Here is a 14,384-nt window from a genome sequence, read left to right as displayed (position 1 = left end):
TGCATCGTGCTCAACCGACATTTAGAAATCATCGGGCGAGAGCGTGTGGACAAACTCGTCAAACTTCTCGAACTCACTCTCGTCGTCAACCTCGTCGGCAAGCGGAGAGACGGTGCCCAAGCGATTCATGATATCGTCCTCCACAAACATGGGGGCATTGCTGCGCACGGCAAGGGCGATAGCGTCGCTCGGTCGTGCGTCAAGCATACGCTCGCCCCTATCGGTGTGCACGACGACCGTCGCGTAGAACACCGGCGGCTCGGCGCGCACGATCTCGATACGCTCGATCTTTGCTCCCACCACTTCGATGGTATCGAGCAAAAGATCGTGGGTGATGGGGCGATCGGTGCGGCCGGTATCGATACCGCGGCTGATGGCCGCTGCCTCGTAGGAACCGGTCTGGATGGAAACAGAGCGCAGCGGCGCGGACGAATCCGACTTACGGCAACGCTCGCGCAAGACGATCAGCGATGGCACGGGACCGGCGGCCATGACGATGGTCTCTATGTCGACACGAACCATGGAACACCTCCGGTACGTTGTGATTGGCATGCGCGGCAGCTCCGCCGCGTTGAATAGCTATACTACCCAAACTTTCGCCCAGCACACAAAATCAAAGTAGTTAATTTGGGACGGGGCTTTTTTAGCTACCCAGCGGCAGGTCTAGAAACTGAGGCTGCGCAGAACAGGGTAGCCAAAAAAGCCCCGTCCCAAATTAACTGCTCCAACGGGTAAGAAAAAAGCCCCGAGGCAATGCCCCAGGGCTCTTAACGTTTTGATGGTGGACCTGACAAGATTCGAACTTGTGACCTCCCGGTTATCAGCCGGACGCTCTAACCAACTGAGCTACAGGTCCATCATGGTGGAGGTTAGGGGGATCGAACCCCTGACCTCAGGCTTGCAAAGCCCGCGCTCTCCCAGCTGAGCTAAACCCCCACGGAGACAGTAATAAACACCCCAGCGGCGACTCGGCTCTCGCTGGGGTGTTTATTGCGAAAGAAAGTGGTGGACCTGACAAGATTCGAACTTGTGACCTCCCGGTTATCAGCCGGACGCTCTAACCAACTGAGCTACAGGTCCATCGCGCAAGGGATATATTAGACGAGTCGTTACGCGCACGTCAACAACTTTTTTGAAAATCTTTGAAGGGTGTCGGCCCCGGCTGCCCGGCGGCATGAGAAGTCGCCTGCTCGGACAGTCCTGCTCGCACGGAGAGCACATTAAGTGCTCTCCGGCTCATGCGGAACTCGCGATCGACTTCGCATGCCGCCGGGCAGCCGGGGCCGGCGTGGGGTTCAAAGATTGTCAAAAAAGCGGTCGGCGCACTGCGCGCCGACCGCCGATATATGGGGTCTGATGATTTTTACCAGCTAGGGCCTCTTACTCGTCTAGGAGATCCTCTGGTATGTCGTTGCCGTCGCCTGGGTCGACTGGGGCCTCTTCGGTGACGTCTGCGGTCTCGGCACTTTCGCCCTCGGGCTTCTCTTCGGCGGCCGTCATGCGGGCAACGGCGCACACGCGGTCGTCATCGCTTACGGTCATCATCTTGACACCCTGCGTGGTTCGACCGGTCTGGCTGATCTCGTCGGTCTTGACGCGAATGACCGTCGCGCCCTCCGTCACGATAAACAACTCATGCTGCGGGCCGACCGCCTTCATGGCCGCAAGGTTGCCCTTGCGCTCGGTCATTTGGATGGTGTAGACACCCTGGCCGCCGCGGTTTTGCTCCGGATAATCCGAGACCGGCGTGCGCTTGCCGTAGCCGCACTCGGTAATGACAAACAGGTCGCCCTCGCCGTTGGTGACCTCCATGCCCAGGACACTCACGCCGTCCTTCATGCCAATGCCGCGGACACCGCTGGTGTCGCGGCCGGTAGCGCGAACTTGGTCCTCGGGGAACATGATCGCCTTGCCCGCAGTGGTGGCCATGATGATCTTGTCGCCCTCGCGTACGCGGCGCACGGCGAGCAGCGCGTCGTCGTCCCTCAGGTTGATGGCGATTAGGCCATCGCGGCGGCTGCGATCATAGGCGCTCATCACGGTCTTCTTGACCATGCCGTTCTTGGTGGCAAACATCAGGTACTCATCGGCGGGGAACTCACGACAGCTAATGACGCTCGCGATCTTCTCGCCTTCCTCAAAGGGAAGCAGGTTGACGATTGCGGTGCCGCGCGCCTGGCGCGTACCAACCGGCAGCTCGTGCACCTTCAGACGGTAGACCTTGCCCTTGCTCGAGAAGAACAGCACATACTCGTGGGTGGACGCGATAAACATCTCGTCGATAACGTCGTCCTCTTTAAGGTTGACGCCCGACACGCCCTTGCCGCCGCGCTTCTGGGCGCGGTAAGCGGCCACCGGGATACGCTTCACATAGCCGGTGTGGGTGATGGTCACGACCATGTCCTCGTCGGCGATGAGGTCCTCGACGTCCAGATCCTTCTCGACCTGGCTGATCTCGGTACGGCGCTTGTCGCCAAACTTCTTGGAGATCTCGCGCATCTCTTCCTTGATGACGCCCAGAATCTTCTCCTCGTGCGTCAGCAGGTCCTCGTAGTAGGCGATAGCACGGCGCAGGCCGTCCAGCTCTTCCTGGATCTTGTCGCGCTCCAGGCCGGTCAGGCGACGCAGCTTCATCTCGAGGATGGCCGTGGTCTGCTCGGGCGTAAAGCCAAAACGCTCGATCAGGCGGCTGCTGGCCTCGGCATCGGTCTGCGAGGAGCGGATGATGCTAATGACCTCGTCGATATGGTCGAGGGCCATAAGGTAGCCCTCAAGGATATGTGCACGGGCCTGGGCCTTTTTAAGGTCAAAGTGGGTGCGGCGGGTGACTACGTCGACCTGGTGGTCGATGTAGTGTTGCAGCATCTCGCGCAGGCTCAGGCATTTAGGAACGCCATTGACGAGCGCCAGATTGTTGGCACCAAAGGTGGTCTGCAGCGAGGTGTACTTATACAGGTTGTTAAGTACGACCTGCGGGATAACGCCCTTCTTGAGCTCAATGACCAGACGGATGCCCTTTTGGTTGGACTCGTCGCGCATGTCCGAGATGCCCTCGATGCGCTTGTCGTTTACGAGCTGGGCGATTTTCTCCTGCAGGGTGCCCTTGTTGACCATGTAGGGAATCTCGGTAAAGACCAGGCGGCTGCGGCCGGTCTTGGTGGACTCCACATGGGCCTTGGCGCGCACGGTGATGGAACCGCGGCCGGTCTCGTAACTCTGCCTAATGCCGGCGCTACCCATGATGATGGCACCGGTGGGAAAGTCCGGGCCGGGCATAATCTGCATGAGCTCGTCGACGGTGGCGTCGGGGTTGTCGATCAGGTAGCAGGTGGCCTCGATCGCCTCGGTGAGGTTATGCGGGGCGATATTGGTGGCCATGCCTACAGCGATGCCTTGGCTGCCGTTAACCAGCAGGTTGGGGAAGCGTGCGGGCAGTACCACGGGCTCGGCGAGCGACTCGTCGTAGTTGGGCTGCCAGTCGACGGTATCCTTCTGCAGGTCGCGGAGCAGCTCCATGGCGGGCTTTGCCAGACGGCTCTCGGTGTAACGCATAGCTGCGGCACCGTCGCCGTCGATGTTGCCAAAGTTGCCGTGGCCGTCGATAAGCGGCGTGCGCATGGAGAACCACTGCGCCAGACGAACCATGGTCTCATAGACCGCGGAGTCGCCGTGGGGGTGGTACTTACCGATAACTTCGCCGACCGTCCAGGCCGACTTCTTGTGCGGGCGGTTGGGGTAGATGCCGCTCTCGTTCATGGCGTACAGGATGCGGCGGTGCACCGGCTTTAAGCCGTCGCGCACGTCCGGCAGGGCGCGTGCCGTAATGACCGACATCGAGTACTCGATAAACGACTGCTTCATCTCGCGGCCAAACTCCGAAATCTGGAGCTGGCCGCCGTTGATGTCCTCGCCGGCCGAGGCACCGCGATCGACCGCGCCAAAGCTCTCCTCGAGCTCGGCGTCGTCATCCTCTTCCTCTTCATCCTCGACATCGGGGTTGTAGGAATCCGGATCGCCGTCCTCGCCCTGCTCGGCGCGGGCGAGCAGGCGCTTCAGATCATCGGGCATACCGGCGTCGCCGGCCTCGTCCATACCCTCGTTGCTGTTGATATCGTCTGCCACGTTACCTCCTCATGGTTTGCGTGGTCCATTAGTTCCCTACCACGGAGACGGCTTTTCCAGGTGCCGCAGATTCGCCCGAAAGAGGAGGGAAGCGTACTTGGGTACGCAACCGACGATTGAGGGCGAAGGTGCGGTGGCTGGGAAAGCCGAACAGGTTAGGCATCTAAGAAGCGTGCATCATGCGCGTGTTTTTCAATGTACTCGCGGCGATAGCCCACCTCGGAACCCATGAGCTCGCGTACGGCACGGTCCGCCACCACGGCATCCTCGATCGTCACGCGCTGCAAAATGCGGGTCTTGGGGTCCATCGTCGTCGAGGCAAGCTGCTTGGGGTCCATCTCACCCAGGCCCTTGTAGCGCTGGACGGTATAGCCCTTGCGCTTCTTGGTGATCTTGCCATCCTTGGCCTTGCCGTCCTCGTCGTTGTCGTCGGGGTTCAGGCCCAGGCTCTGAATGGTGTCGCGCAGAATCTCGTCTTCGGGCTGTCGGCCGTTGGGATACACGTAGTGGATCTTGTTGCGCACCTTAATGCCAAAGATGGGCGGGCAGGCAACATAGACATAGCCGGCATCGATCAGCGGACGCATGTACTTGTAGAAGAACGTCAGCAGCAGGATGCGGATATGCGCACCGTCGACATCTGCATCGGTCATGATGATGATCTTGTGGTAGCGCGCCTTGGTGATATCGAAGTCGCCGCCGTCGCCGGCGCTCGTCGTGACGCCGCAACCGATCGCGGTGATCAGCGACTGGATGGTGTCGCTCGAGAACGCACGATGGTCGCCCACGCGCTCGACGTTCAGAATCTTGCCGCGCAGGGGCAGAATCGCCTGGATGTCTCGGCGACGGCCGTCCTTGGCCGAACCGCCTGCCGAGTCGCCCTCTACGATGAAGAGCTCGGTCAGCTCGGCATCGCGCACCGAGCAGTCGGCGAGTTTGCCGGGCAGCGACGCCGTCTCGAGCAGGCTCTTGCGACGGGTCGCCTCGCGCGCCTTGCGGGCGGCGTTGCGGGCCTTGCAGGCCTGCTGCGCCTTCTTGACGATCTCGCGGGCGGGCTTGGGGTGCTCCTCAAGGTAGTCGGCAAGACCGTCGGTCACGATCTTGAGCGTAAGCGCGCGCATGTAGGAACTACCGAGCTTGGCCTTGGTCTGGCCCTCAAACTGCGGATCGGGCAGCTTGACCGAGATGACGGCCGAGAGACCCTCGCGCACGTCGTCACCGCTCAGGTTGGCCTCTTTCTCCTTAAGCAGGTTCTGCTTGCGGGCGTAATCGTTAATCACGCGGGTGAGGGCGGTGCGGAAGCCCTCGAGGTGCATGCCGCCCTCGGGGGTGTAGATGTCGTTGGCAAACGACATGACGTTCTCGCCATAACCGGCGTTCCACTGCAGGGACACCTCGACCTCGCCCATCTTGGCCACGGGCGCATCCGGGTCCGATTTGCCCTCAATGTAGATGGGCTCCTTAAAGGCCTCGGGGACGTCCTTGCCGTCGTTGAGGAACTTGACGAAGTCGATGATGCCGCCCTCGTAGCAAAACTCCTCCACGCGGGGAGCCGCCTCGCGCTCGTCAGTCAGCACGATCTTGAGGTTCTTGTTGAGAAACGCCGTCTCTTGCAGACGATTGTGCAGTGTATCGAAATCGTAGACGCAGGTCTCGAAGATCTCGTCGTCGGGCCAGAAGGAGACGGTGGTGCCCGTCGAATCCGAGGTGCCCACGACCTCCATCTTCTTGACGGTCTTGCCGCGCGAGAATTCCATCTCGTAGATATTGCCGTCGCGGCGCACCTGCACGACCACGCGCTTGGACAGGGCGTTGACAACGGAGATGCCCACGCCGTGCAGGCCGCCGGAAACCTTATAGGCCGAGTTATCGAACTTACCGCCGGCGTGAAGGATCGTCATGACGACCTCGAGCGTCGGAATCTTTTTGACAGGGTGCTCGTCGACGGGGATGCCGCGCCCGTTATCGACGACCGTAATGGAGTTGTCGGCGTGGACCGTCACCTGAATCTCGGTGCAGAAACCGGCCATGGCCTCGTCGACGGAGTTGTCAACGATCTCCCACACCAGGTGGTGCAGACCGCTGGCGCTCGTCGAGCCGATATACATGCCCGGGCGCTTACGGACGGCTTCGAGACCCTCGAGGATCTTAATTTCGCCGCCATCGTAATCGTTTTCGTTTGCCACACGTCCTCCTTCGGTTAAGAAAATCTGTATAGCCTTACTATTTTATCGTAAAAAATACCCTCGGGGACGAGGGTATTTGCCTATACAAGGCCACCAGATGCGATTTAAGACTCTTTTTTGCTTTGCACGCCCTTGGCCCACTCGGCACTGGCCCTCATGGCGTTCTGGAGGGCCTCACGCAGTTTTTGGTCTTCGATGGGCGACACCTGGCGCTCGATCTCGGCGCGCTCGGCTTCATTCAGGTCGGCATGCGGCGCGGGCGGGCGCTCGGTCGCGACCGGGCGCAGGCGCTCTTTTGCCGCGGGCGGCGTGTGGCCGGGGCGGGTCGTCTTAAATACCAGGCCATCCACATGCGCGCCGGCACGCTCCATGCGTGCGCGGATTATCTCGCGCAAAAGTGTCATCTCCTGTGTCCACGAGGGCGAATCGAGATACACCAGCAGCTCGTTGGACTCGGGAAGATAACGCAGCCCCGTCACATGCCGGCCCTCGCGCGTGCCCGAGCACACCGCGTTCCAAGCACGGTAGACCGCGCGCGATTCCTCGGCGGCCTCCATTTGCGCACGACGCTCGGGCGTAGCCGACGCCAAGATGCGCTGGCGCTCGGCACCCAAAAAGTCACTGAAGGCAGCCGTGCCGTTCTCACGCTCGTAATTAGCACGCCTCACCCATGCTCACCACCCTGGCTCGATCAAGCAACTCATCGGTAAAGTATCCCAAATTGGTGGTGGTTATGACTGTCTGGATGTCGTCGCCGATCAGCTGCAAAAAAGCGGCGCGGCGATCGCCGTCGAGCTCGCTCATCACGTCATCCAAAAGCAGCAGCGGGGCGGTACCCAGAATATCGCGGGCTACGGCCACCTCGGCCACCTTCCAAGCCAGAACCAACGTACGTTGCTGACCCTGACTGGCAAACGAGCGAGCCGAGCGGCCGGCGACCGAAAACTCAATCTCGTCGCGGTGCGGACCCACGAGTGTCACGCCGCGGCGGATTTCCTCGTCGGCACGCTCGTCGAGCGCCGCGAGCATGCGCTCGTATGCCCAGCCCCTCAGCTCCTCGCGGTCATCGGTCTGGGGCAGCTCCCCCAACGTGGACGCATAGGCCACATCGGCCTCCTCCCCGGACGCAACCAGCCCGTAGGCATTGCGCACGTGGGCGTCCAAGCGATCGAGCAGGGCCAAGCGGTGCACCAGCAGGGCCGATCCGGCGCGGGCAATCGACTCATTCCACGCACCGAGCATCTCACGGCAGCACCATGTCTCTTTGAGCAGGGCGTTGCGCTGCGTCACGCAGCGGCCGTAGGCGCTTGCCAGATCGGCATAGCGAGCGCTCAGCTGCACGCCAAAGTCGTCGAGCGCGGCGCGACGCACGCTGGCACCACGCTTAACCATATCCAGATGATCGGGGCAGAACAAAACACTCGGCAGCACGCCGCGCACGCCAGAGGCGGCGCATCGCTTGCCGTTGCGGCTAAACGAACGCTTACCGTCCTCCACACATAGCCCCATGTCCAGCACGCGGCCATCGCCCTCGAGCCTAAGCTCGGCCTTGCACAAACCCGTGCCGTCGTGCACAAGCTCGACGGCAGTGGAATGCCTAAACGAGGCGCCGCTCGTTAGCAGCTGCAGCGCCTCTATGAGGTTGGTCTTTCCCGCCGCGTTGGGCCCCGCGAGCACCGTCACGCCATCGCTCAGTTCCAGGCGATAGCTATCGAAGCTGCGGTAGCGCGCGACGGAAAGATCGCGGGCGAACATGGCCATAGGGCGCCGCTAGATGCGCACCGGCATGACCAGGTACAGATAGTTGATCTTGTCGTAGGACTTAAAGATGCCGGCCTGCGAGTAGCTCTTGAGCTCCAGCGTGATCTCCTTCTCCTTGGACAGGGCGTTGAGACAGCCAAAGATGTAGTGGTAGTTAAAGGCAATGGTGCCCGACTCGCCCTCGGCCTCGACATCGATCGTCTCCTGCGCCAGATCCTGGTCATTGGAGATGGAGGACAGGCCCATCTGGCCGTTCTCGACATCGATCTCAAACTTGACGGCGGGGTTGGCGCTCGCGATGACCGCCACGCGCTTGAGGGCGGCATTAAAAGCCGCCACGTCGATCTTGACGCTCGTTACGCACGAATCGGGGATGAGCTGCTTGTAGTTGGGATACACACCCTCTATGCGGCGCGACACGTAGGTGGTGTTGCCGGCTTCAAAGACAACCTGGGTGTCGGTGGCACCGATCATAATGGTCGCCTGGCTCGCCATGATGCTCAGAGCGTCGTTGAAGGCATCGGCGGGCACGTTGAGCTCAAAGGAGCCCTCGAGCGTCGAGGTCTCCACCTGCGTATCGCACACGGCCAGACGGAAGGAGTCGGTCGCCACCAGGCGCACGGTGTTGTTTTCGACTCTCATATGCACACCGCCCAGGATGGGGCGGGCCTTGTCGGTCGAGGTGACGCGCCACACGCGGCTGACCATCTCGGACAGAATGTCGGTCGGGAGCTCAACGGCGCTCTCGATGGCATAGGCCGGGAACTCGGGGAAATCGTTGGCATCGAGCGTATTCAGGCGGAAGGAACTCTTCTCGCAACCGATCAGCACCTGGCGCTCCGAAAGCTCAAAGGTAACTGGGGCATCGGGAAGGGTCTTGGTGATGTTGGAGAGCATCTTGCAGGGGATTACCATCTCACCTTCCTCTTCCACATGTGCCGCGATGCGGTGACGAATCGAGATAGTGTAGTTAGAGGTCTGGAATTCCAAGATGCCGTCTTGTGCCTTGATGAGCACGCCCGACAGAATAGGGAGGGTGGATGCCGAAGCGACACCCTTCATGACGACGCCGATTGCCTGCGTAAGCGAGCTCTGGCTGACGGTGAACTTCATCTTTTAATACCTTTCTATAGATATAAATATCTTAATAATAGTAATAGTGCTGACGAAACTGTTGATTACTCCCAAACATGCAGGTCAAACCCAAAAAGAGAATCGACAGTTCCCTGTGTGCAACAGGGGTCGTTTTCCACGTTCAAAACCTGCGCAAAACTTTTCATCGGAGCGGGCTGGGTTTTAGACACCTTATGCCCGCGGTTTCGACAAGTTTTCAACAGGTGTGCCTATTTCCCTACGAGCGCAGTGTAATTTTGTCTCGTAGCGATTTGAGGTCCTCGGTCACGGTCCGGTCTTCCTGGATCATCTTCTGGACTTTTTTGTAGCTCGTGCTGACGGTCGAGTGGTTGCGGTTGCCAAACTCCGCACCCACGGCGGTGGTTGTCATCTCGCACATCTCGATCGCTAGGTAGATGGCGATATGGCGCGCCTTGGCGATATTGGCATTGCGGCGCGGACCAATGAGCTCCTCATGCGTCACGCCGTACTGCTCCTCGATAACAGACTGAACTGTCTGCACGTTGATCCTTTTGGCCGACGTGTCGAAGTACTGGCTGGCGATGGCATCGATGTCGTCGAAGCTCAGCTCGCTACCCTCGCGCTCGCGGTCGCCCGCCTCCCCGGCGCAGCGCTCGCAGAAGCTCTCGAGCTCACGGATGTTGGTGCCCGATACCTCCGCCATATGTTTAAAGTGCTCGTCGGTCAGATGTCCGCTGTCGCCACCGTAGGCCGCCAGCAGCGAGTCGTCGCCCGCCTCGGGCGCCGCCGCGATCGTGTTCTCGTAATAGCGCTGCAGAATCTTGTACTTCATCTCGTAGCTGGGCTCTGCTACCAAGCAGAGCATGCCGGCGTTAAAGCGGCTGGTCAGGCGCTCGTCCATGTTCAGGTCCTTGGGCGCACGGTCTGCGGCAATCACGACCTTCTTGTTGTTGCGGATAAACTCGTCCATGAGCTGGAAAAAGTAGTCCACGCTCGCGCGTTTGCCGATGATGTTTTGGATGTCATCGATGATGAGCACGTCCACGCCGTGGTATGCCTGCATGATGGGAGCGTTACTCTTCTTTTGGCGGTCGAATTCTGTCATCAGATCATCGATGTATGCCTGTGAGTTGGCGTATTTCACTTTGATTTCGGGCGACTTCTCGGCGAGCTCGTTTTTGATAGCGAGCAGCAGGTGGGTCTTGCCCAAGCCCGATTTGCCATAGATGAACAGGGATGTGCAAGTACCGCGTTCGTCTGCGAGTGCGGCGAACTTAAGTGCCGAACGATAGGCGTGGCTGTTTTCGGGGCCGTAGACAAAGTTTTCGAAGGTGAATTTTGAGTTGGCCACGAGGGGCGCGCCGTCGGCGTTCTGCTCGCCCGGCGCCGCAGCCGTGGGGACGCTCGCAGGCGATGTCGAGGCTGGTTTCGCGCTCTTGGCGGGTGCCACGCCCTTCATCTGATTCATCATGCGGCGGAAATCGTCGGCCGACAGCGTGTTTTTAATCGCGACGCCCGGTTCTTCGCCCGGCGCCGCGTCGTGCGCGACGGGCATGTGCGAAACGCTGGGGGCGGTTGCTACCGGCACGGCTGTTGCGTGGGGCATGGTTTCACGGGAAACATCGCTCGCGTTGGTCTCCGGAGCCGCCACGGGGGCGACGGTCGTCAAAGGGGGAGGGACGGGTGCCGCCCCTGTGGCGCCTGTCGTGGGACCCTGTGGAGCCACGATGTTGAGCGCGATCGGCGCAAAGGCAATCTCTTCTAGGTAGTGCTCGATAGTCGGCTGGTGCTTTTTGAGCTGCGCAATGGCAAAGCGCGACGGTGCCTCGATGGTCAAGGTGTCCTCGGTCAGGCTCACGGCACGCGATTGCCCCAACATGTTGATGAGGCGTGCATCTTGGCCGTCGCGCTGGCAAAAGGCGATGGCATCCTCCAGGATGATGCTTGCTTCCTCGTCCACTGTCTCTCCCGTTCCTTAACTTTGGGCACGCACACGAGCGCTGCCGAGTTCGGTCAGATGGTATTTCTGACCGTGTTTGATTACCAACCCGGCCTGCGCCAAGTCATTGAGTGTGCGTGACCACGTGGGCGCGGAGTTTCCAAATGCTCGCGCCAGGTCGGTGGCGCCGCACTCTTGGTTTTGAGCCAGATATCCCAGCGCCGCGTTGCCGCGCTCGCTCACAAATACGTCCGGTTGCGGCTGTGCGTATTGATTCGCCGCATTAGGATACATCATTTGAGCTGCTGGTTGTTGAGAACTCTGCATGGTTGGCATCGGCTGTTGAAAACTTTGCGGCCACTGTTGGTATGGCTGCGGCGGCATCTGCTGGGCCCAGGGATGGTACGGCTGCGGCATCTGCTGATACGGCTGCTGATAGCCCTGGGGATACTGCTGCATACATTGCTGGGAGTATCCCTGCTGCGGCATATATTGTCCCGGATATGCCTGCGGGTACGGTTGGAAGCCCATCTGCCGAGCTCCTTGCATGCCCGTCACCTGCTGCATCGCGGCTGCATCCAAATCGGCCGGGACCATGGTCTCTGCCGAGCCTTGAGTTGTCGTCTGTCCCGCGGGCTGGGGGTCCTGCATGGGCGGCATGCCGGGTTGATGCATCTGCTGCGAAACCATGGGCTGTTGTAGTGGGGACGCGGCCATGGTTTGCTGCGGAGTCATCATTGCTTGCTGTGGAAATGCTCCCGGCAGTGGGTATTCCGACCCCTGGGCCTCGGGGCGCACGGCTGCCCCGCGCCCTCCCGCGCGCTCAATTTCCTGCACGCGCTTGGGGTCGAGGCTCACCGTGACGACGGTGCCGTTGCCCATGTTATCTTCGATGGAGACTGCCCCGCCGGCGTTTTCCAGGTATTCCTGCACCATGGGAAAACCTGCCCCGGTGCCGCGTATATACCGCTTCATCTTGCTGTTTGCGCTGGTGACGCCAAAGTCGAAGGCGCGCTCTTTGTCGTCGATGCCCGGACCTTGGTCGGCAAAGCGGATAGTTTCCCCGCCGTCCAGGATCGAGATAATGGGCTCGGCAAAGTGGGCGTGGATAAAGTTTTCGACAATCTCGCGGATAACCATGAGTGAGATGTGTCCGCCTTGCTCTTTCATGCACTGGTAGACGGTGTTAGTCGTCTCTTCCAGATACGTGCGGATGTCTTGCGGCTCGATGACGATCACGCGCGGGGTCGAAAGCATGTCGTCATAGACGGCGATGCGCGCCGCATACATGGTTTTCGGTGTCTGTTTCGATGTCTGCTCGCCATCTTCGCGCTCTTCGCGTACGCCGTTGATGTGCTCGTTGTCGGGTGCCGGGTCACCGGAATCGACCATGGTGTAAAAGTCGTCAGACATGCCGCTCGCAATCTTTCAAAAGGTTTCGGATAAATAGTAGCTCACCGCGCAATGTTTCTCATCTTTCGACAAGTTTTCAAAACATGTTGAAAACTTTGGAAAATGGGCGAAAAGTTCTCAACATTGCCAACATGACCTGTCGAAAACTCGGTGAAATATCGTGAAAAGTTGAAGTCATACTCAAAAACTCATCCGGCTTATGGCGGAACCGTGTGAACTGCGCAACCTTTTACCTTTGATTTCTTGACATTTGAACATTGATTTCCCTACAATCTTCAAGCTCACGTGTCTATATCTGCGTCCGCGCCCTCGCGGACACTCGAAATGCAGCAGGAGGAACTTAAGATGAAGCGTACGTATCAGCCTAATAAGCGTAAGCGTGCCAAGACCCATGGCTTCCGTGCCCGTATGGCCACCAAGGGTGGTCGTGCCGTGCTCGCCCGTCGCCGCGCCAAGGGCCGCAAGCGTCTCACTGTCTAGCAGCGATACACACATCTCGCATGAAGACTATTAAGTCTCGGCAAGATTTCGAGCATGTGTTCAGTCAGGGGCGTCGTTTCAATCATCCTCTGATTCGAATGACCATATGTGAATCGGTTGGCGAAGGCGACTCTGGAAGGGTCGCCTTCGTTGGTGCTAAACGACTCGGTTGCGCAGTTGTGCGCAATCGTTCTAAGCGTGTGATGCGCGAGGCCGCCCGCAGCTGCGGATTTCCCGTTGCGGGTTATGACATCATCTTGTTCGCGACCCCTAAGACGAGGATCTCGTCGCCGGAGGAGATGAACGAGGCATTGCGTTCGCTTGTGATACGCGCCGGCGTTGCCGGGGAGGAGCGATGAGCAATCACGTTTTGCGACGTGTTGCCATCGCTCCTATTCGCATATATCAACAGGTTATTTCGCCCTTATTGCCTGACGCCTGCATTTATTATCCAACGTGTTCTCATTACGCCGTCCAGGCTATCGAGAAATACGGTGTTTGTAGAGGCTGCTGGCTTGCCGTGAGGCGCATCGCTCGCTGCAATCCCCTGCACGTCGGCGGTTATGACCCTGTGCCCTAGCGGGCACTCGCTATCGGAGGAAAAATTACATGTGGGATTGGATTGTTAACATCCTTTTCGAGCTGCTCAAGCTCATCCAGACCTTTGCGGTCGACTGGGGCCTGTCCATCATTATCCTGGTGGTCATCGTCCGTCTGCTGCTGACGCCGCTCATGCTCAAGTCGACCAAGTCGACGGCCCGTATGCAGGTGCTGCAGCCCAAGATGCTCGAGATCCAGGAGCGCTACGCCGACGATCCCCAGCGTCAGGCCGAGGAGATGCAGAAGTTCTACAGCGAGAACAAGTTCAATCCGCTGTCCGGCTGCCTGCCGCTTCTGATTCAGATGCCTATCCTCATCGCCCTGTTTACGCTTCTGCGCAACCTGCCGCAGTACTTTAACGAGGGCACCTTCTCGTTCTTCAACATTCTGCCCGATCTGACTACCACGCCGAGTGCCTCTTTTGCCGATGGCTTTATGGTCGCACTGCCTGCGCTGGTTTGCCTGATTCTGTTTGCTGTCCTGACCCTGATTCCGCAGCTGTACATGTCGCGCAATCAGACTGGTCAGCAGGCCCAGAGCATGCGCATGATGGCCGTCGTCATGACCGTCATGATGCTCTGGATGGGTTGGAGCCTGCCCGTTGGTGTTCTTTTGTACTACGACGTGTCTTCTGCCTGGCAGGTCATCCAGCAGATCTTTGTGACGCAGAAGGTTATCGAGAAGGCTAAGGCCGAAGAGGAGGAGCGTCTTAAGAACGCCCCGCTGCAGGTTGAGGTCACGCGTCGCGAGAAGAAGCCGCGCCCGCACAAGAAGAAGTAGCGGTATAG

Annotated in this window: 12 protein-coding genes and 3 tRNA genes; 4 read left to right on the top strand and 11 right to left on the bottom strand. The window is 59.4% G+C overall.

Translation table 11 applies throughout. The features are described 5' to 3' along the window. Window positions 1–21: 21 nt before the first annotated feature. The 11 genes from ACTQ1E_RS05060 to ACTQ1E_RS05010 all read right to left on the bottom strand — a co-directional run bounded on the left by ACTQ1E_RS05060 (window position 22) and on the right by ACTQ1E_RS05010 (window position 12,495). A complete protein-coding gene (locus ACTQ1E_RS05060) occupies window positions 22–522 on the bottom strand; it encodes a bifunctional nuclease family protein (protein ID WP_441565098.1) in 501 nt (166 codons plus the stop codon). 257 nt (window positions 523–779) lie between these two features. Beyond that, window positions 780–856: transfer RNA gene (locus ACTQ1E_RS05055), tRNA-Ile, on the bottom strand. Window positions 857–860: 4 nt separating this feature from the next. Beyond that, window positions 861–936, bottom strand: a tRNA-Ala gene (locus tag ACTQ1E_RS05050). Between the two features lie 67 nt (window positions 937–1,003). Further along, a tRNA-Ile gene (locus ACTQ1E_RS05045) sits at window positions 1,004–1,080 on the bottom strand. A gap of 300 nt (window positions 1,081–1,380) precedes the next feature. Next, a complete protein-coding gene (gene gyrA / locus ACTQ1E_RS05040; RefSeq protein ID WP_441565118.1) occupies window positions 1,381–4,092 on the bottom strand; it encodes a DNA gyrase subunit A in 2,712 nt (903 codons plus the stop codon). A 185-nt stretch (window positions 4,093–4,277) separates the two neighbouring features. After that, window positions 4,278–6,308, bottom strand: a complete 2,031-nt coding sequence (gyrB, locus tag ACTQ1E_RS05035) for a DNA topoisomerase (ATP-hydrolyzing) subunit B (RefSeq protein WP_427717924.1) — start codon at window positions 6,306–6,308, stop codon at window positions 4,278–4,280. A gap of 104 nt (window positions 6,309–6,412) precedes the next feature. Further along, window positions 6,413–6,976 carry a DciA family protein gene (locus tag ACTQ1E_RS05030; protein WP_441565096.1) on the bottom strand — a complete coding sequence of 188 codons (564 nt, stop codon included), beginning with the start codon at window positions 6,974–6,976 and terminating at the stop codon, window positions 6,413–6,415. Further along, window positions 6,963–8,069: a DNA replication/repair protein RecF gene (gene recF / locus ACTQ1E_RS05025; RefSeq protein WP_441565094.1), complete on the bottom strand. Its 1,107-nt coding sequence runs from the start codon at window positions 8,067–8,069 to the stop codon at window positions 6,963–6,965. The genes ACTQ1E_RS05030 and recF overlap by 14 nt, the downstream gene beginning before the upstream one ends. A gap of 9 nt (window positions 8,070–8,078) precedes the next feature. Then, window positions 8,079–9,182 carry a DNA polymerase III subunit beta gene (dnaN, locus tag ACTQ1E_RS05020; protein ID WP_427748154.1) on the bottom strand — a complete coding sequence of 368 codons (1,104 nt, stop codon included), beginning with the start codon at window positions 9,180–9,182 and terminating at the stop codon, window positions 8,079–8,081. A 238-nt stretch (window positions 9,183–9,420) separates the two neighbouring features. Beyond that, window positions 9,421–11,124 (bottom strand): DnaA ATPase domain-containing protein, encoded by a 1,704-nt coding sequence (locus ACTQ1E_RS05015; protein WP_441565092.1) that lies wholly within the window; start codon window positions 11,122–11,124, stop codon window positions 9,421–9,423. Window positions 11,125–11,139: 15 nt separating this feature from the next. Beyond that, window positions 11,140–12,495 (bottom strand): ATP-binding protein, encoded by a 1,356-nt coding sequence (locus ACTQ1E_RS05010; protein ID WP_441565090.1) that lies wholly within the window; start codon window positions 12,493–12,495, stop codon window positions 11,140–11,142. 366 nt (window positions 12,496–12,861) lie between these two features. On the opposite strand from ACTQ1E_RS05010, the gene rpmH reads away from it, so the two are divergent. From rpmH to ACTQ1E_RS04990, 4 genes are read left to right on the top strand one after another with little or no spacing between them, the layout of a single operon-like run. Then, window positions 12,862–12,996: a 50S ribosomal protein L34 gene (gene rpmH / locus ACTQ1E_RS05005; protein WP_019127408.1), complete on the top strand. Its 135-nt coding sequence runs from the start codon at window positions 12,862–12,864 to the stop codon at window positions 12,994–12,996. Between the two features lie 20 nt (window positions 12,997–13,016). After that, window positions 13,017–13,355: a ribonuclease P protein component gene (gene rnpA / locus ACTQ1E_RS05000; protein ID WP_154516785.1), complete on the top strand. Its 339-nt coding sequence runs from the start codon at window positions 13,017–13,019 to the stop codon at window positions 13,353–13,355. Then, complete coding sequence (gene yidD / locus ACTQ1E_RS04995; protein WP_154516787.1) at window positions 13,352–13,576, top strand: membrane protein insertion efficiency factor YidD; 225 nt, start codon at window positions 13,352–13,354, stop codon at window positions 13,574–13,576. Before rnpA ends, yidD begins: the two co-directional genes overlap by 4 nt. Before the next feature lie 29 nt (window positions 13,577–13,605). Continuing rightward, window positions 13,606–14,376, top strand: a complete 771-nt coding sequence (locus tag ACTQ1E_RS04990; protein ID WP_441056460.1) for a YidC/Oxa1 family membrane protein insertase — start codon at window positions 13,606–13,608, stop codon at window positions 14,374–14,376. The last annotated feature ends 8 nt before the right edge of the window (window positions 14,377–14,384 follow it).

Source organism: Collinsella sp. LCP21S3_C7, assembly GCF_052118485.1.
Classification (GTDB): Bacteria; Actinomycetota; Coriobacteriia; order Coriobacteriales; family Coriobacteriaceae; genus Collinsella.
Note: the sequence above shows the minus strand (reverse complement) of the source record. Positions and strands in the feature narration are given on the sequence as shown.

Coding starts and splice junctions, on each gene's coding strand:
- ACTQ1E_RS05060 (WP_441565098.1), bottom strand. CDS start 522: ATGGTTCGTGTCGACATAGAGACCATCGTCATGGCCGCCGGTCCCGTG.
- recF (WP_441565094.1), bottom strand. CDS start 8,069: ATGGCCATGTTCGCCCGCGATCTTTCCGTCGCGCGCTACCGCAGCTTC.
- ACTQ1E_RS04990 (WP_441056460.1), top strand. CDS start 13,606: ATGTGGGATTGGATTGTTAACATCCTTTTCGAGCTGCTCAAGCTCATC.
- ACTQ1E_RS05010 (WP_441565090.1), bottom strand. CDS start 12,495: ATGGTCGATTCCGGTGACCCGGCACCCGACAACGAGCACATCAACGGC.
- yidD (WP_154516787.1), top strand. CDS start 13,352: ATGAGCAATCACGTTTTGCGACGTGTTGCCATCGCTCCTATTCGCATA.
- rpmH (WP_019127408.1), top strand. CDS start 12,862: ATGAAGCGTACGTATCAGCCTAATAAGCGTAAGCGTGCCAAGACCCAT.
- rnpA (WP_154516785.1), top strand. CDS start 13,017: ATGAAGACTATTAAGTCTCGGCAAGATTTCGAGCATGTGTTCAGTCAG.
- dnaN (WP_427748154.1), bottom strand. CDS start 9,182: ATGAAGTTCACCGTCAGCCAGAGCTCGCTTACGCAGGCAATCGGCGTC.
- gyrA (WP_441565118.1), bottom strand. CDS start 4,092: ATGGACGAGGCCGGCGACGCCGGTATGCCCGATGATCTGAAGCGCCTG.